This window comes from Bacillus mexicanus (assembly GCF_050445615.1).
GTDB lineage: Bacteria > Bacillota > Bacilli > Bacillales > Bacillaceae > Bacillus > Bacillus mexicanus.
In genome coordinates this window covers 793,312-819,344 of the sequence record NZ_JBCEYV010000001.1, presented here as the reverse complement: position 1 = coordinate 819,344, position 26,033 = coordinate 793,312, and the positions used below count along the sequence as shown (strand labels likewise).

Here is a 26,033-nt window from a genome sequence, read left to right as displayed (position 1 = left end):
ACCTTCTTTACATGTCAGGATATTTCACAACAGGCACTTTTTCCTTATGCAGGGAATCGAGCATGGCTGATCCTGCGTTCAAATTGCTTTGCACTAATTCTTTGGGCGTCAATGCCATCCACTGATTGAGCGACATGTCTGCATAGCGGTCACTTTTGAACATTTCTAAAAACCATAACGTTTCTGTGCCCGTGTTTTGTATATAGTGTCCTGCATTAGAAGGCACGTATCCAACGTCACCTGCTCTATAATCAAATGTACGGGCAGTCCCGTTGCCGGTAAACACTGTCATGCGTCCTTGTCCTGTCAGATAATACTGCCACTCATCACTGTTCGGATGCCAATGAAGCTCTCTCATAGCGCCGGGCTCTATCTGAACAAGTGCTGCCGCTATGTTTTTAGAAATCGGGAAGTTGGAAGAATCCACAATTCGCACGCTCCCGCCAGGCGTTTGAATGGGAGTTTGATTCAGCAACTCATATTTGAAGGTCAAGGGGACATTTCCGTAAGGTGACTGAATACCTTCACTGGCGACCGATTCCGGTACCTTCCCTTGATAGATATACACTTGTTCTGAAGGAATAGAGCGAAACGCATTCTCTGGGACACCAAAATTTGCAGCCAGAACATCTTTGGGCGTGTGTGCAAACCAATCTGAAATGCTTAACGTTGAAAACTCTGAAAAGTTTCCATCATCGAAGACGAGCAGAAACTCGCAATGTTCCAGGCCTTGAATCGAATGCGGAACTCCTGCGGGAAAGTACCAAAGATCGCCTGGACCGATATCAGCAATGAAATTTCGTCCCTCTTGATCAACTGCGGTAATGCGGGCACGTCCTAAAAGCATATAAGCCCATTCGGCTTGTTTATGCCAATGAAGTTCACGTACGCCTCCCGCAGTCAAGCTCATATTTACTCCTGCAAGTGCGGTCGAAATCGGCAGCTGCCTGACGGTGATTTCACGTGACCAGCCGCCATGATCTAATTTCATGGGAGCATCTGAAAATGAAAATCTCAAGTTTGGAATCATACCGTCATCTGTAACAGGCGGAACAAGTATATTCGGATTCTGAATATCCCGGATCACATTTCGTGGACCCGCGTCAATCGCTCCGGCTCCATCACTTCGAATAGGCTGCGGCACGTTTCTGCCTTCATGATTGTTTGGTTGTTTTCCCAACAGCAAGCACCTCATTTTAAAAATTTACAGGTTTTTATTCCAGCCTATGCAAGTTCTCATATTGCTGTGCCTAGAAACCTGCAAAAAAAGTGACCACTTATGTGATCACCTGCTCATCAAATAAACTATTTTTTATACCATGGCTTCTGATGTAATTTGAGTTCTTCTGTTTGTCTTTTCTCGCCTGTCCTCCACTCAACTTTCGCCAAGATTTCATGCCCGACCACTTCCTCCTCAGGCATATAATCAAATGTAGCAATGTGGTCTTCCATTTGACCTCCACCTGGCATTTCTTCACCAGTGTATTCTGACAAGTTATACTCCCCTACGTTATCATCTTGATACTTTCTGCCATCCACATACAGAGTAATTCTTTCAACTACCGTCTGTTTTTCATCCTTCTTACTCCCCTGCCAATACAGGTTAAAAAAATAATTCGGTCCAATTGATGTCTTTCCTGATTTTTCAAGATTAGAAACCCATAATCCGCTTTTGCCGCTGCCTTCATATTTCACTTTGTTTCCTGATATCATGACAAGGATTGATACAATACAGACTATCAAAAATACAGCAGCTATCAGCAGCCACCTTTTCATGTTTTTCTTTTTTTTCATGTTTATTCTCACTTCCCTCATCCTTTTAGTAGGAAAGTGAGGTCAAAATGTTACTGAAAAAACCAATTCTTATTGAACGTAATCGGTGTGATTGTGACTGCGTTCAACAAGTAGTTGCTTTTCCACTAAACAAAAACGATAAAAACCATATGTTTAGGCTCACATGAATGTGAAAAATAAGATGATTACAATTGTGAACAGTATCAAAGAGAGAGATGAGTCTTAGCAGAAGCATATATACAAGTTAAGTTTGCGGATATAATGAGGTATGGGCACTTTCCGTGTTGCAATATAGAGTTTGGCTATAGGGAGGATCATGATATCAAATTGACATTATTGTAACTCCGGATCATTTAAGTGAGGCTGCATTTCACTTGTAAACAATAGAAAATTGCTCATCCTGAAGATATTCCAAAAGGTTTAAAAAAGGGCGAATGCCTGACTTTTTGATTTTAGTGAAACAATTGAAACACCTAAATCTTGACTTAGCAAACTTCGAAATAAAAGGTCTTTAACGGTTAACTGAGATGTTTTTTAATTATGCAACAGTCTGTAGCTATGCAAAACAAACTAAAATGTTGTTTTTTCTATTCATATTCAATAAAGACTTTGGTGTCATCAACAAACATTTCACTTCCATCGGATAAATGTACCCAAAAAGCTTCCTCTGGTTCCTCTCTATAGTCATAAATTGCAGTCACTTTGACGCTTGACTCATTTTTGATTGGTTTTCCGACTATTATTTTCGTTTTTTCCTCTGGCAAAGTAATCGATTTAATCATTCAAACCATCCTTTCTCGTTATTTTGACTCTCTCCGCCCCTGTCCTTTCTCCTGAGGTGATTGTTCACAGCTCAATTAACGCCATCTTCGGTGAATGTAAAGGTTTGTTTTAAGCGCCGTCCCTCTTCTCCCTTTTGCGTCCACATAATCACAACTTCTAATTCAGATGACTTATCTGCCAGCATAAAATAGTTAAATCTCAATGGCGAGCGATTATTTAAACTTGCAGCTAAGGTTTTCTCATCCATTTTTTGCTGGACACAATTTTCACCAGGACATCTAAAAAGTGAAAATCTTGTAATTGAATGAGGGTCGTTTCTATACAATTCCACCTCCACCGCAGCTGCTTCTGCGCCTATGTTTTTGACTTCCAAGGAATATACATGATTTCTCCCTTCGTCACGTTTCGCAAAACCTTTCACTTTTTTTGCCTCACTCACTTCTACTGACCATTGTTCTGTTTTTTGTGTGATAGGCAGCACCGTAAAAGTAAGGGCGTGCGCTTTTAATTGAACAACATTCAAAGCAAATAACAGAACACACAAGGAAAATAACACCTTCTTCACTTCATTTATCCCTTCTTTCTTTTTTCATTAGATTGTCCAAGAAAAGTATTTTATTGCCGTTCAGCATGAATTTCTTTTGGGATTTGAGATGGTGCTTTAGGAACCTTTCTCAATTTATTATTGATCACATCTGAAGAGTACAGCGTAACAATCATACTTCCTCCATATCGTTTGGCCCGAATGAGTATTGGCTGGTTATATTGATTTTGAAAGAGAAAGTCAGGACCTCCCCAGCTTACTGTTGCGTCACGTCTTGGCGGAACATATGGCACGCTTCTTGTATGAGAATAGCGCTGAACGATTCGCAGCCCTGCACGGTCGACTGCATTAAATAGTGTTGATGATACTTGACAAATCCCTCCGCCGACCCCTTCCGACAGCTCACCTTTAACAATAATGGGCGCACTCTTGTATCCTTTGTCCCGAGTTCTTATCCCTACAACTTGATTAAATGAAAATGTCTCATTAGGGAAAATAACATAATTATCAATCGCTTTTGCAGAAAGGGAAATATTGTGCGATCGGCTTTTATTATTTGAATTAAAATAAGTTACATACTGACCAAGCTGTTGCGTGCTGATGTGAGCAAGCAATTCGCTATCAACTTTTGGATAAATATTTAATTCCGGCACTTCTACTTGAGAAGAGCCTTGTCCATAGAAATAAGCATAAAACTTTTCCAGGAACGCCTGTTGATACAACCTGTAACCAACCCTGCCCGGGGTAATGCTGCCATGATCGTTGAGTACAGCATTTATTGGCTCCCGGTACACTTGCTGATCCAACTGCTGGATGAATTTATCGTACTTTTCTCGATCAATCATTGGGGTACCGGGAAGAGGCATTGTAAAGTTTTCACGAGTGACAACAGAAATCGTCCGCCCTTGCTGTGTGATCGTTAAGCTGTCAGGCGGCTCGATCGGTTGAGCTAATAATAAAAGACCAGCAATCCAAATTTGTATCATCAGTGTACCTCCCGAGCATTAGTATGAACATCAGCCCTCCCTTTAATGTATTTCTTCCCATTTATTGTTTACACTTTTAAATGCCTTCCCTCAGCTGAGGGAAGACAGCATCGCAGACAACTAAATATCCCCAATAAAAAAGCTAAAGTCTGCATGTGAGACATTAGCTTTAATAACTGTTTTAAAAATAATGATGTTATAACTCCTTCATCTTTTCTTCTTTTAACTTTTTGTTCAGCTTAAATCCAATTAAGATATTGACAATTGCAGCTGGAAAATAGAAAATTCCTGCACCTATAATTCCGATTGCGGTACTTGAGTTAATGATAAATGATTGCGTTTCGATTTTGCTTACCTTCAAATTAAATAACATAAGAATTCCCGCTAAAATCCCTATATACCGAGCATTACCCGAAATAAATAAATCAGATAAAATTCCAAATAATTGCCCAACAATTGATAATAATATTCCCAATAATCCAGAAAGTACAATTAGCTTTTTAATGACTTATCCCTTCTTTTTTTACACTTTATTATTTAACCCGTTTCAAAATTAAAATCTCCCTGCGGTTATAAACTTCTTTAGGTATCAGCAACTCACGCAGTTCTTTATTCACTTCTATATGTCAGCTGTCACTTGATATACATGCTTTTTACGACTGAAAACTCTTAAACAAACTGAAATATGACATAGACAGCAACTTCAGCTACAAGCAAATAAATCATGAAACTAGCATAAAAAAATACATCTGCATCCACATTTTTTTGTCTTTTGAAAGTCCATACGGTTAAACCGCATACAGTTAACATTGAAATGAATTCAACAATTGTTAAAAAAGACATTTTTACCTCCATATCAATTACCTCGACATCCACTATCCAAACAAAAAGCACCAGTTTCACAGACAATATTATCAGTAATAAAATTCAATATTTTCGTATTAACCCCATTCACCTTTTATGTATAAAACTGTTGTTTCAATCAGATATGACTGCTTTGCGGTTTCTCTTATCATTACGCCAGCGAGCTATTCCTGCAGGTACTAAAAGCAGGGTACCGACAAACAGCAACATAAAAAAGATCACAAACAGTGCTCCTGTCCCTGGAACCATTTCTGTATAGGTAATAAAACGTTCATTTCCTTGCAGGACGAAGAATCGTGAATTTTCGAGAAAGGCTAGATGAAAGGCTATAGATGTCCACAAGCTTCCTGTTACGATACGCAGGAGCTGAAGAATGAATCCAAAAGACAACAATAAAACGATGTAACCTAATGTGATAGCAGGTGACTCAATCCCTGCTATATATTGCAAACCACTTACAGTTAAAGGGGCAAGCACAAATAGGATGGGTTGCAGGAGTAATGCTATGAAACAATGAAATCGCCTGTGTAAAGCGTTGTACACAATCCCGCGGAAAGTTAATTCCTCTGGAAAAGCTTCATAAAAGAAAGCGATAATCATGTTTAAAAGCAGCGCTGTCACTAAATGAGCAGAAAAGTGAAATTGTGTAACTTTGATCCAGCCCATTAAATGGGCGATAGCGAATCCATATCCGGAGAGTAAAATGACATACATGATTCCCATTATGGCTTTTGGAACGGCTTGCCGCCATCCAAACAGTCCGATTGAGAAGAAAGGTTTACAAGAAAACCGTTTAAGAAGAATGTAGAGTAACGGAACAGTAATAAATGACACTAAACCTGCTTGGATACCTTGCTGCAAAAGGTTGGAAGCTCCTGCTTGGCGGACCATCGAACCGATAAAAGTGGCAAAAAACAAAGCAAATACAAACGCTCCCCAGCCGAGCAAGGCAATTGCCCACCATTTAAGATGATGGTTTTGTTTTCCGCTTTGGGTTTGGTGAAGCTGCATTTGAATACTCCTTTCATATCATCCATGTAAGCACTAAACAAAATAGCAAATTACGCCATTAAAATGGAAACTTTACTATCATATACGCTCTGCTCCTGTTATTGTTTCAAATTTCTGTATCTTACTTTTCTTTTTCTTAATAAATGGACATATAATAAAAATACGCCCCATCAGTTCAGGGGCATTTGATAATGAGTCTATCAATTTACTTTGTTCATTAACTCAAAAAGTATTCATATTCTTTGTTAAGGTTGAGTCATTTAACCCTCTCTCATATCTATGAGGCAACCGAAACCCCTGTATACAAGTTCAGGTCTTGTTATTATTGGTGGATAAAAAGATGAGACTAATATAAAACACCACAAAATTTGCAATGAAAGAAAAGAGCAAAACGCAAGGTAAATAAACAGTCGAAAATTTTAAGGATAACAAAATAAAAAGTAAAAAACCAAAAATGATCAAAAAAAGTGTTCTGCTTTTTGCTGCAGGTGTGCTCCTATGTTGTTCAGTTATATACGGCTGACCGTTTATCATTTTAATTTGAAAAAGTTCACAAATTAATGTGAACTTGGACCATATTATGCTGTTAGACTGGTCCAGCTTACTTCTCAGTAAAAATTTTTCCTGGCCATTAGTTTCAATTTGATTTTTGTTAAATGCATCAATTCTCCAGTGATCAAAAAGTCACAAACATAGCCCCGCAAGAATTTACTCATCATAGTTGCCGTGCTATACTATCCTTATCATACACATTTTCATCAATGAATTTAGTTAGAACAGCAATATAGTCATAAAAAACTTGATTCTTCGTTCCATCCCGTCCAGCCAGTGTAAACTTGTTAAACATTTCTCTTCGTTGTCCATTGCTTATTTCAAGTTGAATACTCATACCAGTTCTATTTTTATTAGCGATATTCTGTGCATTTGTACCGGCTAAACGAGAGTCTTCAGACAGCAATTCTGCAGAAAAACCTGCACTATTAAGTAATGATGTAAGTTTTGCTGCTTTTACTCTGTCTGTCCCACCGACTAATGTGTGTTTTTTCCTTGATGCATAACCATGAAGCGAGAGTGTCAAATCATGCTTTGATAATAAATCTAAAGCTTGCGGCTCATCAAAATTCGCACTTGTAATATGAAATTCAGAAGCTCCTGGTATCCTTAAAGCTTCAAATAGATAGGTAGAGTAAGACTTGCTTAATTCTCTTGCAAGCTCACTAGTTCCTCCTTCAATGCCTCCTCCATGAGGAGCCAAAATAAGTACACGCCTATCAACATTGGCAGTAAAAATGTTATAGCTCAAAAGTGACTCATTTGCTTTTAACTCTTTAAAATTGCCATACTTATCTGCAGCTAGAACTGAATTGATATTAAACAATACCAACAATAATGTGACTATGATTGTAAAAAACTTCTTGTCTATGATATACTTATATAGCTTCGTAACCTTGCGAAGTATTAGGTAAAGAAAGCTAGACTCACCAAAGCAAGCCTTCTCTGCCGCATTAACCTCTTTTCCCGCTATTCTGTTTTTAAACTTCAACGATTAATAACTCTCCTTATGTAATGTTGCTTATCCTTATTTTCGTTTTACCCTCATCAGTATCATCCTCTTTTCTAAATAAAAAATCACTTTTAACTAATTAATCTAATCTGGAGAAATACCATTTGGGAATATCGGCATGATCCTCTTACTTGAGATCGCTTTCATCATTGTATTGCTGTCTATTGCCGTAAATGTAATGGGACTATTGCGAATCGGTTAAGGAACACACCAAAAGGCAAAGAGTTATAACTCTTTGCCTTATTTATGCAGTTTTCTTATGTATCCCCTCTGCTACTCGCTGAGTAATAACAAGCACTTGGCCCAACCAGACTAAGGAGTGAATATTCAGGTTAAACCTTTTTGGACTGCGATTTAAGAAATAGTGAACAGACGACGCAAATAATAAATTAAATGATAAAGAGAATAATACTATTAAGCAGTATGGAATGCGGCTATCATAATCAATGCCAAAAACATAAACAACAGCAGCTGATAACGCAGACAAGAGATGAACAGTCACTTAAATAAGTCTGTTGCCTCTTTTTACAACAATAGACAATCACCTACATCATGGTTAACCCATTTTATATCTGATGATACATATTAAGGCCAAAGCTCAATCAATATATTAATGTCTGCTGAACTTATAGAGAAAGTTATAAAGCCTGATGGAGAATACCTCACCTTCAGCTGTTCTCCTAGTAGAAAAAGGCCTTAAACCATTACTAACGATTTTAATAATCATTCACTAGATTCGAGGCAAAAGGCTGTTGCCTCTCTTAGTAACTCACAAATACAGTTGGTGGAAAAATGTCTCAAGGAACGATCAGCAGCCCGTTAGCTACCTCTGATTAAAGTTGATCTGTTACCACACTGTTACGTTAGAACTCCCACTGCTTTTATATCCTTCTGTCGCTAAGACTTGATAAGACCAATTGCTCCCCAAATTCATTCCATGACTCTTCCATGCGTTAACATGATTGCTGAAAGTAATTGTAGCGTTGCTTCCAGTTGGTCTCTTTGTCTGACGGACACTCCAGTACTGCGTAAAAGTAGTGTTATCGCCATCAATGGAAGGTGCGTTATAACGTATTGTTGTATATATGTCATATGTACCTCCATCACTCTTTACAGTACCTTTATACGTTCCGGTAGGTCTGTAAGTACCCCATGAATCCACTACATAATATTCGATGAGAGGTGATCTCGTCCAGCCATATAAAGTCAAATATCCATTGCCATTCGGCGCCCAAACTCCGGCATTATAGTTTATGGTCCTGAATGGGGAACCTGTAGTCCAGCCTTTACCAACAACGAAATTTCCGGTATTGGACCAATTCACACTATAATTCCCGCCAGACCCATTGACAGCGTTTACGATTCCGCCTCCATCAGTCCAATTTTGCCAGTAGTCTGTGCCGGCAGCAGACGCGGTTGACGAAAACAAGCTAATACCCATCAAAGCTGTCGTTAAGCCAACTAAGAACTTCTTTTTAAATTTAAACATATGTTACCTCCTCTAATATTTTTTCTGAGATTAAAATGAGGTAGCAATCGCATATTTTTAAAACATCCTTCATTACTAACGCCAAACTTTTGATCGTCCCCTTCAACATAATATCATGAATTCACAAGTAAAAATCAAGAATAATTGTAATTTAATTACAATTACCTAAAAATTATATGGTGAGGGGTCTTATTCCTAAATCTCACGGAGTAATATTTGTACATTCGAACCATTTCATATAAAGAAGACATACAATATAGATATAGATTGTAAAGTCATTGCAGCTAAGCCGCTCAGTAAATGTAAGAAAGTTCTAAACTCACTCATCCTAATGTCTTCGTAATGGATTATGATTCAACCTCCTGTCCTTTTTTAATTGAGGAGAGTATTTGTTTCGTTTTTTTTAAGATAATATTAATATTCCTTACTTCTTTAAACATGATAAAATATTACATATTTAGTATATAAGATACATTCAGGGAGGGCCTGTGTTGGAGCAAATGATCTCTTCTTCTAAAGTTGGTGTAAAAATAAATGAGTGGTATAAATACATAAGATTATTTAGTGTCCCAGATTCGGAAATATTGAAATCTGAAGTTGAGGAAGAAATAAGATATATGAAAGAAGATCAAGATTTATTGCTGTATTATTCTCTCATGTGCTTTCGCCATCAATTGATGCTTGATTACCTTGAACCAAAACCAATGAATGAAGAACGCCCTAACATTTCAGACTTATTAGAAAAGATCGAAAGCAGTCAAACTGATTTAAAAGGGATTCTTGAATATTATTTTAACTTTTTCCGGGGGATGAATGAATTTGAACAATACGAATATCTTTATGCCATAAGCTTCTATAAGCAAGCCGAGAGAAAATTATCACTTGTTGCAGATGAGATTGAACGAGCAGAGTTCCACTATAAAGTTGCAGAAGTTTATTATCATATGAAGCAAACACATATGTCGATGTATCACATTGTTCAAGCGATCGATAGTTATAGAGCACATGAAAACTACACTGTAAGAGTTATTCAGTGCTTATTTGTTATCGGTCTGAACTATTTGGATATGGACTATCCTGAAAAAGCGATCCCTCATTTTAAAGATGCTCTAGACAAAGCAAGAGAAATCGATATGTCACGATTAATCGGATCATCACTTTATAATCTTGGCCTATGTTCATTTGCTAAGGGAGCTTATCAAAAGGCTACTAAGTACTTTAAGGAGGGTATTAGAGTATACCAAGATAATGGATATGAGCACTCAAATCGTTTATTAGACATCTTACTCATGTTGACAAAAACCACATTTAAAATGAGAAACCACTTCGAGGGTATTTCTTGGTGTGCACATGGTCTGTCTTTGTCCACTAATTTTAACAATGAGGTTATGACAAAAATGTTTGAATTCATTCATGCCTTATATGTAGATAACGACAAAGAAAAATTAAATTCCATTCTAAATTACTTAGAATTAAAGTCAATGTTTTCAGACGTGGAGGATTTAGCATTAGATGCGGCGAAGTATTACAATGAGAAAGAAGAACGTAAAGCAGCTGTTGCTTTTTATGAGAAAGTGCTTTACGCTCGCAAACAAATTCAGAGAGGGGATTGTCTTTATGAAACGTAAGCATGCATCTGTCTTTATTTTAGCCGTTGTTTTATTTGGGTTTATAAGCATTTATTCAGTCAACACTCAAAAAGATGTACAAGAAGCACGCAGAGGACATACAGCCAGTATTGGTTATACTGCTGACCATTCATTTGAAGTTGCAAGCAGAGGTCATACTTCTTGACGATGTATTATTCCCCCCCCTCTCTCGATTTTGAGGGAGGGGGATTTTTATGATTTATGTCCTTTAAACCAGTTTTGTGAAGCGCCGTACAAATAAGGCTCTCAGGATCACTTGAGAGCCTTATTTGTATTTGCTTTTCCCCCATAACGGATCCAGGCTTTCTTCTCTTTTCATAACCCACTTCAAACTCAATTGCTGATTAATATCATCTTTAATATTAGATAACGTAACTGATACTTCTTACTGTTTTTACCCGAGTAAAACTTATTAAAGGATATCAAGCAGCAAAGCTATAAATGCCCATATATTTATGAAAAATCAATTTTTTTGATAAGTTGTTTTAATTAAATGGGAAATTCTAAGATATTTAATCTTACTTAGTCGCTATCTTTACCTTGCTTTGCAGAAAAATTGAGTCCCAGAGCCAAAAGATTACAGCGAATGAAATGCCAAATAAGTAAATTTCGTATCCCATTAAAAAGTCTATAGTACTCTTTGGATCAGTTATTGCACCGAAGAATAACCATACTAAGATTGAAAAGAGTATGTATATGAGTAAATATTTCAGGTTAAACCTTTTTGGACTGCGATTTAAGAAATATTGAACGGGTGATGCAAATATCAAATAAAAGATAAAGAGAATAGCACTTATTAAGAAGTATGGAATGTAGCCATCATAATCAATGCCAAAAACATAAACAACAGCAGCTGATAACGCAGACAAGACATGAACAAATATGATCCTTAAAACTTGCATGTTTATAGCTCCTTTCTAATTCCCCGTGTCTGATTGTTTTGCGTATCGAAGATGGCAATCCCTTTTGTCCTTTATTATACAGCGGGATCTTACCCAATGAAAACTGCTGTTTTATTCAGATTTATTGTACAACCCATAACCACCATCGCCATCCTCGTGTGAACTCTTTTGATTCGCATTTTTTTGCAAATAAAGTCCCTCAACATTCTTTCTTAGCATCAGTCTATAAAATTCTCGTTTGTCTTCTTTATAGACAATCTCTCAATTAACATAAAATCATCAGTCCATATACGAAACCCTGTTGAATCCTCTTCGGGAAATATCATATTTGAAAAAACTTGTTCACCGTCATTTATAAACAACTCTACAGTGCTGTTGTCTATAACTATATTTAATTTAATGCGTCCGTCTTTAGGTGGAATTGTTGTTCGTTGCAGATTATAGAATTCTGGTTTGTCAATTACTTTTCCACTCTGCTGACGATTGAAAACAAACTCATTGCTTGAGACATCATAAACCAAGTCAGTGTGATTTACACCGTCTCGAATAGCTATACCAAACTTGCCTTTGGTAACACCATCTAATGCTATGACTAAATCAACAATATACGATTTTAAGTCATGCTGTTGAATAACATTGTCTTTAAAAAGGTCAACATTATTTAATGACAGCACCTCATCAAAGCCTTCTGATAAGTCCCAGATAGGTTGTTGAACAATTTGAGGTATACCATTAATAGTTTTTAGACGAAGCTCTCTTACTATACTTCCATTCCCATTGTATACTTTCCAAGGAAGGTCTAATGCATAAGCCCAATTATTCATCCATGACATATAATATCTATAGTTACCATTTGTATACGGTGCATCCCAAGTAGCACCCCCATAAGAGTCAGCGCCTTTCTCCAACCATTCAATATCAGTTTCCGGTTTAAACGCCACACCGTCAAATTCGCCTACAAAGTAGCATGATCCTGTTGTCAACCCATAATTAAACCCGTTAGCCGCGATCATAAGAACCCACTTCTTATTGTTTGGATCGTCATCTAAGTTGATCTGAAAGATGTCAGGACACTCAACAACCCCTATATCAGTCCTTACAAATCCGCTCATATATTCCCAGTTCTTCAGATTTTCGGATTTATAGAAACCTATCTTATCTCCCTCTGCAAGCAGCATTGTCCAGCTTTGGGTGTCTTCGTGCCAAATTACTTTTGGATCTCTGAAGTCTGATCCTCCTGTTGGGTTTTTCATTACAGGTTGTGGCTTCGTGGAACTTGAATCAGGATTGTAATGTTTAAAACTGTTGCCGCCATCTACGCTATACCAAAGGTGGGTGCATTGATAATCAGGCTTTGGCATAGTCAATAGTGCGATTATAGCTCCTTCTCCAAATCCAGCGGTGTTATTTTTGTCTACAACAGTACTCCCTGACCAAGGGTCTCCAGCATCATCTGTGTACTTCGGTATAGCTGTGGGAAGTCTTTTCCAATGTTTTAAATCCACAGACTCAACATGCGCCCACTCTGTGCCGTTACCTCCCCAATCAAAGTCATTATTGTACAAATAAAACAAATGATGTGTTCCGTCAATATATAACGGTCGTTGAATGTCGTTCATCCAACCACTGGCAGGCGTAATATGAAAATTAGGTCTAAAGTTACTCAAACTATCCACTTCCTTTATATAAAATTACTTGTGTCTTTTACTGCCTCCTATATGTTTAATACTGCTATTTTATCGAACGGTTCAATGGTCACTTTCATCTATTAACTAATTTCTTAACTTTTACCCAGAAATCCTTCTTTTCATCCATCGAAGAAGCCCACTAAAATTTCTTAATGCGACATAAATACTGTCCTGCAAACTCATATTCATTCATCGTACTGTGTTTTCGATTTTGCATAGCTCGTAAATATTGCCCTATCAAACGTTTTCTCATATCTTAATTCCTTTAGTTTGAAATTGTTATTTTATTTAGATGCCATAACAAAAAATAGCGTCCTAACTTTAGTTGCCGGTACGCTTTCTTTCTAAATATATGAACATATAACTAAAGTTTTGAAAAGTGTTTGGGACGAATTTGGTTTATTTAGTGTGCAAATTGGACAAACAGATCCGGCAATTATAATTGGCATGGACCAAACCAACAGAGAAGCAAAGCGACGTGAATATTTAAAAGATAATCTGCCTAGAGAAGCAAGGGAAAAATATAAAATTTATATATTCAAAGATGATATTGTTGATAAGTTGGAGAAAGAACATCAAAAGTATTTACGAGAAAACAACCTCAATAAATAAAACACCCAGCTCTTTATTTAAGCGGGGCATTGTTTTCATTATTTAAATAGAATTTTTATAAGTACTAATTGCTTCATTTCGCAACAGCATATTATCTTTATTAACCATGCCTAAGTTATAAGCTTTTTTGATAATATCTAATACCTGTGAATCCATTGCAGAAAGGCTTCCTCCTGCAGTAAATCTTAATTTCCAGTCTTCTAAAGACTTATTCAAATCTAGCGTGCTTTTTTTGTTCTCAGGTTTAACAATCTCATTTTTCTCAAGTTTTTCACAAAACTCGTTAAAACCTATAGAAGATTGCTGAGTATTATTCTGACCATACCCTTCTGTAGCTAATCTGCAAGATGATAAGAACTTTGGATCTTTTGTTACATCATAATTAGAAGTACTAATCACCCTGTTCACTCTCTTTCAAAATCAATTTTTTGGCTGTAGATAAAAGTGACGCCTGAACTTAATGCTTTAATCTGTATAGAATTATCTTGAAGTGCGTCCATTGGAATCTCAAAATAGTTATCCCAACCTATAACCACTCTATTCTGTCCAAGAATGGCATCAGATTGGTACAGCCTAGCTGTACCATCATACAATAGATTTTTTCCATTTTTACCTGTGATAACTTTAAACTCTGTGTAACCCATAAACCGAGCTTTCACATATAGTTTATTACCCTTCAAAACCTTTGGGGCTTTGGTTTGACGAGAAGAGATGTTATCCCAAGCAAATTCATTTCCGTCTGATGTAATCCCTGTGATTTGTAGATAGTAGAGCGGTAATGCTTCTGCTGCTTTTGCTTTTGATACATCAGTGAAAGCAAAAGTAACAACTGCTAGAAGAGCAAGCAGTACATATGTAATTCTCTTTTTCATTTCCTAAATCACCCTTGGAACAAGTTTACATGTTAAATATCGACAGTTCGATACAGATATTTAGTATTTAAAATGAAAAAGAACCTGCATTTTGCAAGTTCTTTTCATATTATCAATTTATTGTGAATTTTAAATGATAAGGACATTTATGTATAGTATAATATTTCCTGTACATTTAGTTTGCTCAATCAAGGGAGTCTTGATCATCCCCTAATGAAAGGGGGTGATGCTATGTCAACATTTCAGGCATTAATGCTGATGCTTGCATTCGGGTCGTTTATAATCGCCCTGTTGACGTATATAAATAAAAAATAGACCTCCCTTGAGCGTCAGAACCTGAAGGGATAGGTCTACCAAGAAACCACATCGAGCAAGCCCTTTGATGGGCAGCTTTTTGTACAGAGCTGGGGTGCGCCAACACCCTGACCTTTTTATTTTTATGCAATTCTCATAAAGAAATGCACTGTAATGTATAAAACTGATTATAACACATTTTCCGTGAAATGCATTACATAAACCTCAAGAAGCTTTTTTATTGTTTCTTGTAACGTTATATTGAATCTAAAATAGCGCACAAGCCTTTATACATCTTCATCATTTCTTACTCTTCTAGCTCGTCTTTCAACATTCCAATTCCCAATCTTTCCCCAGACATTCTTGTTAGTCCATTTCCCTAGCTTAGTTTTATCAAACCATTCCTGAAACAAAGATATTTCATCTTTCCTTTGCATTGTATCTTTTAAAAGGAAATAATGTATTATCCAAAAGATATAAAGAGCTGAAATAGAAAGTCCAAAAATAAGTTTATTTGCTTCTAACCAATTCCCTAAAACGTGTTCGCCTAAATATTTATCATATAGAAGGGGTATAAAAGCAAATGCTGAAGCACCGACAAAAAAAGCTAGAGTTTCTTTAAACCATCTAACAAAAACAAAAACAGCGCTTAAAATATAATTCGTTCTAAAAAGAACTTTATACCAATTATAATTCTTGTTTAGAGTAACAAATATACTTCTATATTCTTTATTTACTGCTTGATCTAACATTCTCATTTTATAGAATAATTTTTTCCTATTCTCGCCATTCTTGTTTAAAAAATACTCTCTGAAACAATCTTCCATGTTCAAAATTTGGTCTATCAATAAGATGTTTCTAAGTTTTGATAACTTCCCCTTTTTCCCACTATACTCTTCGAAAAATTTTTCTATAAGAATCATTTTATGGTTTTCATCTTCTTCATTCTTTATTTCTTTTAGAGAATAATACATTGGCTCCAAAATTTTTTCTAATGTTTCACCTGATTGAGAGTAGAATCGTTCTATACTTTTTTGTCTTTGGTTGAATAGCAATGCAACTACACCCGTAATCACTGCAGTAAGAATACCATTTTGTTGTATCCAATTCCAAATAACTAATAACTCCAATTAAGCTTCTCCCCTTCTCACTGAACTTACTTTTAATACGGGCTTAAATAAAAAAAGTTTCAGTTATAAAACGGGATTAGAAAACGTCTGTCACTTTAATTATTTAATCCAATAAAATAAGCTCTCATTGCGAGAGCTTCATTAGTTTTATGGATAAAACCATTATTTTATTTAGATTGTAGTCCTCTTTTAACAACCGTCTAAAAAGAATGTTACTTATTTTTATTCACTTTTGTCAAACACTATATTTAAACTATTCGTTAACCAGTAAACTTATATCGTTTTTAGTACCATATGATCTCACTTATCACAATAACAATGTTGGTTGTTGGTCAACTAACGCATCCGATAATTTAAATGTACTCCTTCACAATCTTTTACACCTTATCTCTAATTTAATGTGTGGAATGGTTTGAAAAAGACGCCGGCCCTTTTCCTGAAAGATCTAATACCTTCTAAATTCATGAAGGAGATTACTTAACTCTTCGTTCTTTTTAATAAAATTATAAAGGTAATCCTCTGTAATAATAAACTGTTTTCCATTCTTATTTTTAGTTGCTAAAGTCTGTTTACCATCAACATCAGTTATTTGAAAGCTATGAATAATTCTATTTCTCAATTCAATAACTTCAGAAAAACAAGAAGTGATTTTTGTATCTGAAAACTTAGTTATAGTTTTCTTTATTGGTTGACTAAGTTGACCAGAAGTATAATCAATTAATTCATACCAATTAAAGCTGTTTTCCTCATCTTTGTTAAGTATATTTTCAATGATAAATGCATTGTTAGAGTTGAAAACACAGATTGCACTCCCTAACAATTCCCTATATTTTCCTGACGGTAAAGATTGCTTACTATATTCCTCATACATTTTCACTATTCTCCTCAATGTTCATGGAAAACTTTATTCCTTGTATTTATTCATAACTAACTTTCATTGCATCAGCTAGCATGGCGTTAAAATCATCAAATTTGTTCATCGGCGTTCCAGAGGGTTTATCAAGCTCTAAGTATGTATTCATTCTGAATTACATCTAAACAATACCAAGCTGTATCTGAGTCACCAAAAAACAGATATTTTTTCTGCTCATCATTTTCGTGCCAAAGTTCATTTGTTTCAAGAAAGCCGTAAACCTCTTCATCTTTTTCTTCTTCCAATAAATCATTGTCGATCCCGTTAATCACTAAACCATTGTAGTCTAATCCGTTTACACTTTGAAGGAATTCCTTATAACCTGTTGGAATCTCATTTATTAGAAACTTGCCTACAACCTCCGCTTCAAATTTATTGATTTCTTTTTCTGTGGCGGGAGAGTTCGGTTCATCTCCATACTTTGCTTTTCTTTTTCGAATTTTTCCTAATAAATTATTTAGCCGACATAAAACTAACCCCTTTTATCTCGGCTAAATTCTAATCAACCATTGTACTTTAATAAAAAAGCTCTCCTATCGAGAGCTTAAACATTTCTTTGCAATACTTTTGCTTAACTGTTTAGTAAGTCATCATCTAATTCCATGAAAAGAATACCGTCATCTTCTTCATCTGATGTCTCTGCAATAAACAGGCTTTGAATGAAGTCAGAGAAAGAATTTGCGACCAAAAATGTGTCTTTAACTCCATTTGTCAATTCATGATCCCAAAAATAAACTTTCCCTGTTGCTTCTCCTTTCACACCCAGACAAACTTGGTCTCCTCCATCACCATCAGCAAGCGGAATAATCCAGTCTGGCATTTGTTCTTCATAAGTAACTGTCATTGATTTAACATCAAAGTCATTATCATCTACCCCAAACCCATAAAATAGCCCTAACCTTAAATGATTATTACTAGCCAATGAATTCTCTTCTAAGCTTGGAAATAAAACATTATCTGCTTGTATCGTGCTTCCACCATATCTTATTGCAAATTCTTTGTACACCTCATCAAGGTTTATGTTTAATTCGTTTTCAAATGCCTTGATTTTTCTTTTGCTTTCTTGTTCATTACTTGAAGTGTAATACTTCAAATCAAATTTGTTCATTTTTTCAAAAATATCACGGAAGACCACTCTCTTACCTCACTCAGATCGGATTTTCAGGATAATCAGCTTTATATTTCTCAATTATCCCTTTTAGAGAAGTATCAGACGGTTCCTCACCTAGATATTTATGTTTCCATATGATTTGTTGGTCACTGAAGCTGTAGTCAGTGCTGAACCAATCAGTGTAATCAAAACTAATGTTTAACTTGCCTGTTCTTTCAAGACTTAACGTAAACGAATACCACAATTCTTGATCGTTCTCCTTGAACACATCTCGCAGCTTCTCGCTCAGATCAAACAACTTTCTCTTTTTCTCAGTAAAGTCGTCTTCATCAATTGTAAAAATAAAAGGTACTTCTAAGCTATACTTATAATTTTGTGGCTCGTCAGGAGTATTGTAATAAAAATAAGTTCCTCCTCCTGTTTCCGAAACTTGTGCATAAAACCAAAACTTTTCCCATTGCTCGGGGATCATTTCATTTACTGTTTCTGCGATCTCTTTGTATAGATTGTTTAGTTTTGTCTCCAACGTTGCTCAACCTCCAGGTTTATTTTTTATAATCTTTTCATAAAACCCTTTTCCTTCAATGTGATACATTATCTCAAAAGAATCTGGTCTTAGTGAATCACCTTTATAAACAGGTGAAATTTTCACTTTAACTTTTCTTGGAGGTTCTTCTTTTAATGCATTTGCCCATTCAGTCTCCATTTTGTACCATTCTCCACCAGAACGGTTGACTTGGCTGTTTTGGGCTATTAGATTATCAATTTCACCCGATCCTTTAAATTGACTACCGATCAAATGGCCTCCATCATCATCTGGTAGACGATCTTGCGGTTTACCAACATTAGACTGAGCATATTGATTTCGTTTCCCCTCGCCTAATTGTAAATCAGCATCTACATTTGTAATTCTTCCATAGTTGTCGGTTTTATAAGAATAGCCCTCTTTTGTTTTATATATAACGTTAGGCTTTAGTGTCTTTCTTCTCGACCATTTTGCATAATGTTCACCGTATTTAACAGTTACAGGAGGTACTTTAGGTGCCGGAAGCCTTCTTCCAGTTGAGGAAGTGCCATAGACACTGTTTTGTTTTTTGGCAAAGTTTAATATACTTTCTTTTAATCCTCGGCTGTTAACTACATTATAAGGAACTCCTCCAGCTGGAACAACACTATAACGTGGGTTATAGGGCAATAAATCAGCAATTGAGACATCTTTTAGCTTTTGGCTAGCTTTGCTAACTTTAGAAGCGACCCTCCCCGCTGCATCTGCTTTATTAATGGCTCCTGCACCTTTGGTTCCAAAAATAGCTACAGCTACTGAACCAATTGCATACGTTACCCACCTTGACCTAGAATAGGCATCTCCATTCGTCATATCCTTTTGATATGACTCTTCAATTGCTGCTGAAATGGCATCGTATGTTTTCACTGGATGCATAGCTGCATTGCCAAGTGCTGAGAGTGTTTCTCCTGGATCGGTGATGAAGTCCCATATGCCGGTTACAGTGTCTTTTCCTACATCATATAAGCCTACTCCTACACCTTTTACGATATCCCAGGTGATTTCTCCTGCTCCTTCTAGCTGCTTCGCTTGTTCAATTTGCACTGCAAGCTGCACTTGAGCTGGCTCAAGATTCTCGTATCCTACTTTCTTAGCAATCTCTAAATATTCATCAGGATCCGACACACCGTCATTAAGTTTCTTTTTCAATTCCTTAATTTCTCGTTCTTTTGCTTCTTCTTTCTTCACGCTTAAGTAAGCTTCAGAATGCTTCTCTATGTCGCCTTTTTTCTTATGTATGTCACTTTCTCTATACGCTTTGGCATTATAGTGAATCGGAGTGGCGTTCTTCCCTTTGCCTGTTGATTCCTGTAGCTTTTTAAAATCTTGCTGAATAAATTGTTCGTTTGACTCAGTCCCTACGTACTCTGTTTTTAAATCCTCATCAAGCTTGTTTAGCTTATCGATTGTTTTTTCACGTTTGCTATCTGCAGAAGAAAGTTCGTCTTTAAAGGTTTCTGTCGAGAACAAATCAAGCGGAAGAATATAATCGATATCATGTAAGATATCTTTCATCGCTTTCTTTTGTTCAGACATAATCGCTTTTGATTTTGTATAAGCATTAGCCAACTCATGTTCTAAAAAAGATTCTTCTATGTAAGCATCAGACATCTTGGCTTCTTCAAGCTTTGCAGAAATGCTGCTTAAGAAAGCAATTTTCATGTCAATTAAATCAATCCATTGGTCTGTTACACCGACATGATCATGATAAAACGCTTTAATGTTGTTAGCACCCTTACCGGAAAACTCGCTGTTATCTAGGTCAGCTACGTCCTTAAACGCTTTTCTGAGCTTCACCATTTGTGATCTTAGTTCCTTGTACTCTTTGGTTCTTTTATCTGCTTCAGAGAGCAATGAATCAGCTTCAAATACCTTCATTTCATTCTCCTTTCAAGCCTACTCTATGTAAATTTTACCACAACTATTTGTTTGAATAACAGAAAAAGACAGCCAAAACTGACTGTCTTATACATCGTGCTTATCGTGTTCTATAATAATTTTTTGCGATATAGTAGCTCCATTCCCAAAAAGTCGCCCCATTGGATTCTATATACCGATCTAGAAATATCTCAAAATTTAAATGTAATGGTGTATACTCTCCTATTTCTAATATAAAAAGATAGTTGGGATCCCCTTTATCCAATGTATCTTTGTCGATCATCAAATGACAACCTTCTAATAAATGACCAATTGGGATACCATTGATACCTTCAAATAAATCCTCATATTTTAGTTCCTCTTCAATCTCTTCAAGGCTAAATAAATAAAGTCCTCCACCTATATTCTCCCCATCAGAAAGAATTTGAAAAATTTTCGCACCATTATGTAGTGTCATGAACTTCTGATAATCCTTTGGAAGGGTAAGCTGGTGTTTAGCCTCAAAGCTTTGAATGTCATTCAGGGTTGCTTTGTCCTTTGTAAACGTAACAAGGAACTCCATGATATATCCTTTAGAACAAAATAATGTAATGGCCCCTTTTTCATCTAAAAGACTTTTCAAGCCATTTACAGTCTTATGAACAAAGTTAGTCAAGTCAATCACCCCTATTGATAACAAGGAAAACATCGTTAATTCCTTAGATTGAAATTCCAATTTTGGATAGCTGCTAATTGATCATTAGGTTTTCAGCTTTGATTCCTAGTATAGAAACATTTCCCTTTTGACTAGAATTCAGTGAATTTTCAATATAATCAGGGGGGGAATAAATCCACAATCATTGGATATAGGATTATAATGATTGATGGTTTACCGATATAAACAGAGAATAAACATTGTAAAAGGGGAAATGAAGTTGAAGAAAGTATTATTAGGTTTTGCTGCATTTGCTTTGAGCTTATCGTTGGCAGCTTGCAGTTCAAATGATGCTGAAAAAGCAAATACAGAAAAAGAAACGCCACAAGCGTCTAAGGATGCAGAACGGAAGACAGGCCAAAAGAAAGCTGCTAAAGAAAAAACTGCTGAGAAAGCTAAGAAAAAAGATCATAAAAAATTGGTTGATGTAACATTAAATAGAGCAGTTGATGGAGATACGATTAAAGTAAGCTATAACGGAAAAGTAGACACTGTTCGCTACTTGCTCGTTGATACACCTGAAACGAAGAAACCAAATTCTTGTGTTCAACCATACGGTGAAGATGCATCAAAGCGAAACAAGGAATTAGTCAACAGCGGTAAGCTGCAACTTGAATTTGATAAAGGCGATCGCAGAGATAAGTATGGAAGACTGTTGGCTTATGTTTATGTTGATGGCAAATCTGTTCAGGAAACATTGCTAAAAGAAGGATTGGCCAGAGTAGCATATGTATATAAACCAAATACGAAGTATTTAGACACGTATAAGAAAGATGAACAAGTTGCGGAAGACAAGGACTTGAAGATTTGGAGTAAGAATGGCTATGCGACTGACAGAGGATTTAATGGATGCGTGAAAAAGAAAAACACTGCAGTTAAAAAAGCAACAATATCCAAACCGGCAACTTCACAGCCTACACCTCCAAAGACATCAAGTGATGCTTCGACTACAAATGAAAACGAAGCTTCTTCAAAATCAGCTAGAGAAGTAGAAACATTTGAAAATTGCACTGAGTTAAGAAAGAAATATCCGCATGGCGTGCCTAGCTCCCACCCTGCTTATCAATCTAAAATGGATAGGGATCATGATAACTATGCATGTGAGCGGTAATTGAAAGCCCTTTGCGGCTTTCTTTTTTATTTCTCGGCTTGTTTATCATTGAGTAAAAATATTAGAACCTCTTCAATTTTTTCTCTAAGTCATTATGATTCAAATCGAATAATGTTCCACAACTGCTTCCTATAAAGCCACCGTAGTAATACCACAAATCCATTGTGATGCAGTCTAGATCTTCATCATAGGCTTTTGCAGGTTGATAATAATTAATTGTTATTTGTGAGCGGTATTCTTTTTCCAAACAGCTCTCAGCTGTTAAATCATTTATTACATCACCATCAATGTCTCTACAAACTTTGATGATGAGATTTAGTTTACCCTGAGCTTCAAAAACACCTCCATACTTATTTTGCAGCTTTTCAGATACTGCCTCCCCCAGACTTTCCAGCCCAAATATCATTTGTTTTAATTCTAGATTAATATCCTTTTCTGGAACCTGTATATAACCTTCATCGATTGAACTTTGATTTTTCTGTTTCTTGAGTAACTGTATTAAAGCTTTCCACACAGCGTTGTCCTCCTTCGGCACATGTTTCGTATCTCTTGCAGTTAGAACACATAAAGATGCCTGCTGTTTATACTTCCGATAAAAAAAAAGGAAGGTAGAACAGCAGCCTTCTTGATTTAGAATACAAAAAAAATAATCACTAGCCAGGAGATAATCAAAGTTAAAATGAACCATTTTTGCTGCAATGAAATTAAAGCGTAGCAAACATAAGAGATCGTTAACATCAAATTAGAAGTGATCTTAACATACCATCCAATAGAATCATTGGAAAACGCACAAACAAATAATGAGATAAGAACAAGAACCATAAATACGTTCCCTACAGTCTTTAAGATGCTCTTTTTATCACCAAAATTCATAAACTCAATCTCCAAATTATGTATATCACATGTTGTATAATTATACAGCATCCAGATACACGCTGTTGCTCACCACCGCTTAACTGGTATACCTTTTTCTTTAGGAAGCTTTTATCTAAGCCGACCATCTCTAGAGAATCAGACAGCTTATTTTTGTCAAAGTCTTTTGCGTGTGTTGTGGAAAGCAACAAATTTGTTAATACAGTTTTCATTATCCATGAGCACATTGTTTTGAAAGATATAGCCTAAAATCTCAATTTTACCTTCATCTGAAGAATCTAAGTGGCCGATTTTTTAGAAAAGTGGCTTTACCAGAACAGCTCTTTCTAACAATGGAAACGAATTCATTTTCCTCTATGTGAATTGAGCGTAATCATAGTTATAACGATAAGAAATTCTCTAGCTTAGAGAGACGTATCCATGATCTTGAAGAAAGATTGAATAACTAAGCCACCTTACAAGGGGATGGGATAACATGGGTATCAGTAAGATTAGAAGCCTTCTGTATAAGTCCTCACGTATCTTAGGAGACGTTCAAGCAGCGAAAAATGGTACGTTAGGTAAACGTATAGCAAGACGTGCTGCAGGTAAAGCAACGGGTAATTTATTTAGAAGTATATTCAAATAAAAACACCCCCTCACAATTTATGAAGGGGTTATTTTAACTATTTAGTTTTAATACTTCTCATTCTCAGGTTCTTTTGGTTTTATCCATTTACCTTCTTTTTTCTTCGCTTGAACAAATACGTAAACATCTAGGCCTGTATCTGGATCTTTTTTGATTTTATCTACGTAAAAAGCTTTCCTTTTATCCTCAGTTATTAAGGGTTTTTTATCTTTATTCGCTCGTTTAAGCTCCTTATCTCTATAGGTGACAGAATTTAGATAGTAATAAATTTCATCAGATAGGTTAGGAATGTCATATTTTTCACTCATGTACATAGCTCTTGTCCTATTGTAAAATAAAAGGTGGAAAGGATGGTTTTATGAAGAAACCCATAATTATCCTAATAATAACAATTGTTATTTTAACACTTGGGGGGCTATTTATGAAACATAAATATGATGAAAATCAGGAAGCAGAAGCAAAAGCCCAAGAAGTTAAGTTATTTGAGAGAGCAAAAAAAAGAATGACTGACTATCTTGAAGCTAACTATAGTAACGTAAATCCAATTAACTTCTCAACGGATTATGAAATAGATCCAATGGGTGGTATTTCAGTGGAAGGTACATACGGAGCAAAGAAAGAACATTTCTGGGGGCTATATGATAAAAGCAATGACAAAATAGGCTTGACTAGAATCGATGCTAAACCAAAACCTGGATGCGAAGATGACGTATGTGAATATTAAGTATACAACCCCTCACCATAGTGTAGAGGGGGTCTTTTATGCTTTTTCAAAACTCATTCGTATTATCAAAGGGTCGGATACCTTTCTTAACCCACTTCAATAGATTTTTCAAAAAAATGATAATCCACTCATTATACGGCAAGAAGGATGGTTTTATGAAGAACCCCATCATTATACTTACTACTTTAGCTCTAATAGCAGTTGGAGGAATATACATGAAACACCAATATGATGAAAAGCAAGAAAAAGTTAAGACTGCAGAACTAGAACTATTTGATAAAGCTAAAAAACGAATGACTGATTACATAAATGCTAACTATGAAGGTATAGATAAAATTGAGTTCTCGGACAAATATGAAATAGACCCAATGGGTGGTATTAATGCAGAGGGGTACTTGAATAGTAACAAAGGAAAAGAGTTTTGGGGATTTATGACAAGTCAAATGACACTATAACATCATCTTATGTTGATGCTAAAGAAAAACCAGAATGCGAAGATAAGCCATGTGAATATTAAAAAGGAAATAAAAGAATTCCCTCTAAAATTTTCAAGGGAACTATTTTATTTACTTAAACTATTTTTCTGTACTGACCAGACACATATCGGCGTTTACCGTTATGAATGATCTCCCAGTATCCTTTAGAATTGTTTGAACCTCTAACAGACCTAGCGATATCAGTTGCCTTACCAAGCCCAATTGTACCAACATTCTTAGCGTTAATCCGATCTGGTTTGTCCATGATAATTGCAGCATTTAATACACCGACAATTTTGATCTTACCGACTGATTTAATGCCTGAATTTGTAGATTTTGAAGGTTTAGAGGATGCTTTCTTTACAAAGGTATCTGTGCTATTGCCTTTATAGTTAAATTGAAGATGTGGCTGATCAACAAAACCTTTCCAGTCTCATTCCCACTCAAACCCAATTGATTTGGGATAAGCAATAAATTTCTTAATTTCTACACCACAATATCCATTCCATTTAGTATCAGATTTAGAAAAACCACCAGTTGGTACAAAGTCTAAAGCCTGACCGTCTCCTGAAACACCTTTATTAACATTCTGGCGTTGTTGTGCTTCAGTACGAATCGTTTCATAGATAAGCACACCACCCTGTATTCACCTTATTATTTAGTACGCTTCTATTGATTTAACAGCATTTATTCACATTCACAAAACGGTGCTTCAGGTCACAGTTAAGTCACTTTTCTAAGTTTGGATGATAAAACGCAACCTTATTATTATCATACAAATTAACAATATTGGAATAGAAATTGTGTGTTTTCACTTATTTTCGATAATATAAGATAAGTTTTATATCTATTTCACTCATATATAAAAAGTAACCCTT

Annotated in this window: 26 protein-coding genes and 6 pseudogenes; 9 read left to right on the top strand and 23 right to left on the bottom strand. The window is 35.9% G+C overall.

Features of this window, described 5'->3' with window-relative positions; all coding sequences use genetic code 11:
• Nucleotides 1–7: 7 nt before the first annotated feature.
• The gene (locus AAGG74_RS04595) at nucleotides 8–1,186 is read right to left on the bottom strand and encodes an oxalate decarboxylase family bicupin (protein ID WP_429674665.1); all 1,179 of its coding nucleotides are present in this window, start codon (nucleotides 1,184–1,186) and stop codon (nucleotides 8–10) included.
• Between the two features lie 119 nt (nucleotides 1,187–1,305).
• Nucleotides 1,306–1,794, bottom strand: a complete 489-nt coding sequence (locus AAGG74_RS04590; RefSeq protein WP_429674663.1) for a DUF4944 domain-containing protein — start codon at nucleotides 1,792–1,794, stop codon at nucleotides 1,306–1,308.
• Between the two features lie 279 nt (nucleotides 1,795–2,073).
• On the opposite strand from AAGG74_RS04590, the pseudogene AAGG74_RS04585 reads away from it, so the two are divergent.
• A pseudogene (locus tag AAGG74_RS04585) lies at nucleotides 2,074–2,309 on the top strand (hypothetical protein); the annotation flags it as partial.
• A gap of 71 nt (nucleotides 2,310–2,380) precedes the next feature.
• Here the strand turns inward: AAGG74_RS04585 and AAGG74_RS04580 are convergent.
• The 7 genes and pseudogenes from AAGG74_RS04580 to xynA form a co-directional block, all read right to left on the bottom strand.
• Nucleotides 2,381–2,576, bottom strand: a pseudogene (locus AAGG74_RS04580) (hypothetical protein); the annotation flags it as partial.
• A gap of 71 nt (nucleotides 2,577–2,647) precedes the next feature.
• Entirely contained in the window at nucleotides 2,648–3,142 is a 495-nt protein-coding gene (locus tag AAGG74_RS04575) for a hypothetical protein (protein WP_429674662.1), read from the bottom strand.
• A 50-nt stretch (nucleotides 3,143–3,192) separates the two neighbouring features.
• Entirely contained in the window at nucleotides 3,193–4,107 is a 915-nt protein-coding gene (locus tag AAGG74_RS04570) for a VanW family protein (RefSeq protein ID WP_429674661.1), read from the bottom strand.
• Between the two features lie 196 nt (nucleotides 4,108–4,303).
• Nucleotides 4,304–4,582, bottom strand: a complete 279-nt coding sequence (locus AAGG74_RS04565) for a permease (protein WP_429674660.1) — start codon at nucleotides 4,580–4,582, stop codon at nucleotides 4,304–4,306.
• Between the two features lie 503 nt (nucleotides 4,583–5,085).
• Complete coding sequence (locus tag AAGG74_RS04560; RefSeq protein ID WP_429674659.1) at nucleotides 5,086–5,982, bottom strand: CPBP family intramembrane glutamic endopeptidase; 897 nt, start codon at nucleotides 5,980–5,982, stop codon at nucleotides 5,086–5,088.
• Nucleotides 5,983–6,697: 715 nt separating this feature from the next.
• Nucleotides 6,698–7,525 (bottom strand): poly-gamma-glutamate hydrolase family protein, encoded by an 828-nt coding sequence (locus tag AAGG74_RS04555; RefSeq protein WP_429674658.1) that lies wholly within the window; start codon nucleotides 7,523–7,525, stop codon nucleotides 6,698–6,700.
• 868 nt (nucleotides 7,526–8,393) lie between these two features.
• Nucleotides 8,394–9,035 (bottom strand): endo-1,4-beta-xylanase XynA, encoded by a 642-nt coding sequence (xynA, locus tag AAGG74_RS04550; RefSeq protein ID WP_225493859.1) that lies wholly within the window; start codon nucleotides 9,033–9,035, stop codon nucleotides 8,394–8,396.
• 491 nt (nucleotides 9,036–9,526) lie between these two features.
• On the opposite strand from xynA, the gene AAGG74_RS04545 reads away from it, so the two are divergent.
• Nucleotides 9,527–10,663, top strand: a complete 1,137-nt coding sequence (locus tag AAGG74_RS04545) for a response regulator aspartate phosphatase (RefSeq protein ID WP_429674657.1) — start codon at nucleotides 9,527–9,529, stop codon at nucleotides 10,661–10,663.
• Nucleotides 10,653–10,829 (top strand): aspartate phosphatase, encoded by a 177-nt coding sequence (locus tag AAGG74_RS04540; RefSeq protein WP_162102782.1) that lies wholly within the window; start codon nucleotides 10,653–10,655, stop codon nucleotides 10,827–10,829. Before AAGG74_RS04545 ends, AAGG74_RS04540 begins: the two co-directional genes overlap by 11 nt.
• Nucleotides 10,830–11,202: 373 nt before the next feature.
• Here AAGG74_RS04540 and AAGG74_RS04535 read toward each other — a convergent pair whose 3' ends face one another.
• Nucleotides 11,203–11,586: a UPF0715 family protein gene (locus AAGG74_RS04535; RefSeq protein WP_429674656.1), complete on the bottom strand. Its 384-nt coding sequence runs from the start codon at nucleotides 11,584–11,586 to the stop codon at nucleotides 11,203–11,205.
• 218 nt (nucleotides 11,587–11,804) lie between these two features.
• Complete coding sequence (locus AAGG74_RS04530; RefSeq protein WP_429674655.1) at nucleotides 11,805–13,253, bottom strand: glycoside hydrolase family 32 protein; 1,449 nt, start codon at nucleotides 13,251–13,253, stop codon at nucleotides 11,805–11,807.
• Nucleotides 13,254–13,640: 387 nt separating this feature from the next.
• Here AAGG74_RS04530 and AAGG74_RS04525 point away from each other — a divergent pair.
• Nucleotides 13,641–13,886, top strand: a pseudogene (locus AAGG74_RS04525) (YolC/YozM family protein); the annotation flags it as partial.
• Nucleotides 13,887–13,928: 42 nt separating this feature from the next.
• On the opposite strand, the gene AAGG74_RS04520 reads toward AAGG74_RS04525, so the two are convergent.
• Together AAGG74_RS04520 and AAGG74_RS04515 are read right to left on the bottom strand one after the other, a co-directional pair.
• Entirely contained in the window at nucleotides 13,929–14,285 is a 357-nt protein-coding gene (locus AAGG74_RS04520) for a hypothetical protein (RefSeq protein ID WP_429674654.1), read from the bottom strand.
• Nucleotides 14,286–14,290: 5 nt separating this feature from the next.
• Nucleotides 14,291–14,758 (bottom strand): DUF4879 domain-containing protein, encoded by a 468-nt coding sequence (locus AAGG74_RS04515; RefSeq protein WP_429674653.1) that lies wholly within the window; start codon nucleotides 14,756–14,758, stop codon nucleotides 14,291–14,293.
• A gap of 231 nt (nucleotides 14,759–14,989) precedes the next feature.
• On the opposite strand from AAGG74_RS04515, the gene AAGG74_RS04510 reads away from it, so the two are divergent.
• Nucleotides 14,990–15,073 (top strand): putative holin-like toxin, encoded by an 84-nt coding sequence (locus tag AAGG74_RS04510; protein ID WP_082786706.1) that lies wholly within the window; start codon nucleotides 14,990–14,992, stop codon nucleotides 15,071–15,073.
• A 266-nt stretch (nucleotides 15,074–15,339) separates the two neighbouring features.
• On the opposite strand, the gene AAGG74_RS04505 is transcribed toward AAGG74_RS04510, so the two are convergent.
• From AAGG74_RS04505 to AAGG74_RS04475, 7 genes and pseudogenes are all read right to left on the bottom strand, one after another.
• Nucleotides 15,340–16,182: a hypothetical protein gene (locus AAGG74_RS04505; protein ID WP_429674651.1), complete on the bottom strand. Its 843-nt coding sequence runs from the start codon at nucleotides 16,180–16,182 to the stop codon at nucleotides 15,340–15,342.
• Between the two features lie 445 nt (nucleotides 16,183–16,627).
• On the bottom strand, nucleotides 16,628–17,053 hold the full coding sequence (locus AAGG74_RS04500) for a selenium binding protein (protein WP_429674649.1): 426 nt from the start codon (nucleotides 17,051–17,053) through the stop codon (nucleotides 16,628–16,630).
• Between the two features lie 46 nt (nucleotides 17,054–17,099).
• A pseudogene (locus AAGG74_RS04495) lies at nucleotides 17,100–17,535 on the bottom strand (YrhA family protein).
• A gap of 131 nt (nucleotides 17,536–17,666) precedes the next feature.
• Entirely contained in the window at nucleotides 17,667–18,230 is a 564-nt protein-coding gene (locus AAGG74_RS04490) for an SMI1/KNR4 family protein (protein WP_429674648.1), read from the bottom strand.
• A gap of 13 nt (nucleotides 18,231–18,243) precedes the next feature.
• Nucleotides 18,244–18,732, bottom strand: a complete 489-nt coding sequence (locus tag AAGG74_RS04485; RefSeq protein ID WP_429674647.1) for an antitoxin YezG family protein — start codon at nucleotides 18,730–18,732, stop codon at nucleotides 18,244–18,246.
• Between the two features lie 6 nt (nucleotides 18,733–18,738).
• Nucleotides 18,739–20,649 (bottom strand): T7SS effector LXG polymorphic toxin, encoded by a 1,911-nt coding sequence (locus AAGG74_RS04480; RefSeq protein ID WP_429674646.1) that lies wholly within the window; start codon nucleotides 20,647–20,649, stop codon nucleotides 18,739–18,741.
• A gap of 100 nt (nucleotides 20,650–20,749) precedes the next feature.
• A complete protein-coding gene (locus tag AAGG74_RS04475) occupies nucleotides 20,750–21,304 on the bottom strand; it encodes an SMI1/KNR4 family protein (protein WP_429674645.1) in 555 nt (184 codons plus the stop codon).
• A gap of 259 nt (nucleotides 21,305–21,563) precedes the next feature.
• Between AAGG74_RS04475 and AAGG74_RS04470 the strand changes: the two genes are divergently transcribed.
• Nucleotides 21,564–22,454 (top strand): thermonuclease family protein, encoded by an 891-nt coding sequence (locus AAGG74_RS04470; protein WP_429674644.1) that lies wholly within the window; start codon nucleotides 21,564–21,566, stop codon nucleotides 22,452–22,454.
• 61 nt (nucleotides 22,455–22,515) lie between these two features.
• Here AAGG74_RS04470 and AAGG74_RS04465 read toward each other — a convergent pair whose 3' ends face one another.
• On the bottom strand, nucleotides 22,516–22,968 hold the full coding sequence (locus tag AAGG74_RS04465; protein ID WP_429674643.1) for a hypothetical protein: 453 nt from the start codon (nucleotides 22,966–22,968) through the stop codon (nucleotides 22,516–22,518).
• 834 nt (nucleotides 22,969–23,802) lie between these two features.
• Here AAGG74_RS04465 and AAGG74_RS04460 point away from each other — a divergent pair.
• Nucleotides 23,803–23,955, top strand: a complete 153-nt coding sequence (locus AAGG74_RS04460) for a hypothetical protein (protein WP_429674642.1) — start codon at nucleotides 23,803–23,805, stop codon at nucleotides 23,953–23,955.
• 47 nt (nucleotides 23,956–24,002) lie between these two features.
• On the opposite strand, the gene AAGG74_RS04455 is transcribed toward AAGG74_RS04460, so the two are convergent.
• Nucleotides 24,003–24,263, bottom strand: a complete 261-nt coding sequence (locus AAGG74_RS04455) for a hypothetical protein (protein WP_429674641.1) — start codon at nucleotides 24,261–24,263, stop codon at nucleotides 24,003–24,005.
• Nucleotides 24,264–24,313: 50 nt separating this feature from the next.
• On the opposite strand from AAGG74_RS04455, the gene AAGG74_RS04450 reads away from it, so the two are divergent.
• Nucleotides 24,314–24,679 (top strand): DUF1433 domain-containing protein, encoded by a 366-nt coding sequence (locus AAGG74_RS04450; protein WP_429674640.1) that lies wholly within the window; start codon nucleotides 24,314–24,316, stop codon nucleotides 24,677–24,679.
• A 155-nt stretch (nucleotides 24,680–24,834) separates the two neighbouring features.
• A pseudogene (locus AAGG74_RS04445) lies at nucleotides 24,835–25,196 on the top strand (DUF1433 domain-containing protein).
• A 53-nt stretch (nucleotides 25,197–25,249) separates the two neighbouring features.
• Here AAGG74_RS04445 and AAGG74_RS04440 read toward each other — a convergent pair.
• A pseudogene (locus tag AAGG74_RS04440) lies at nucleotides 25,250–25,789 on the bottom strand (M15 family metallopeptidase domain-containing protein); the annotation flags it as partial.
• Nucleotides 25,790–26,033 lie beyond the last annotated feature (244 nt).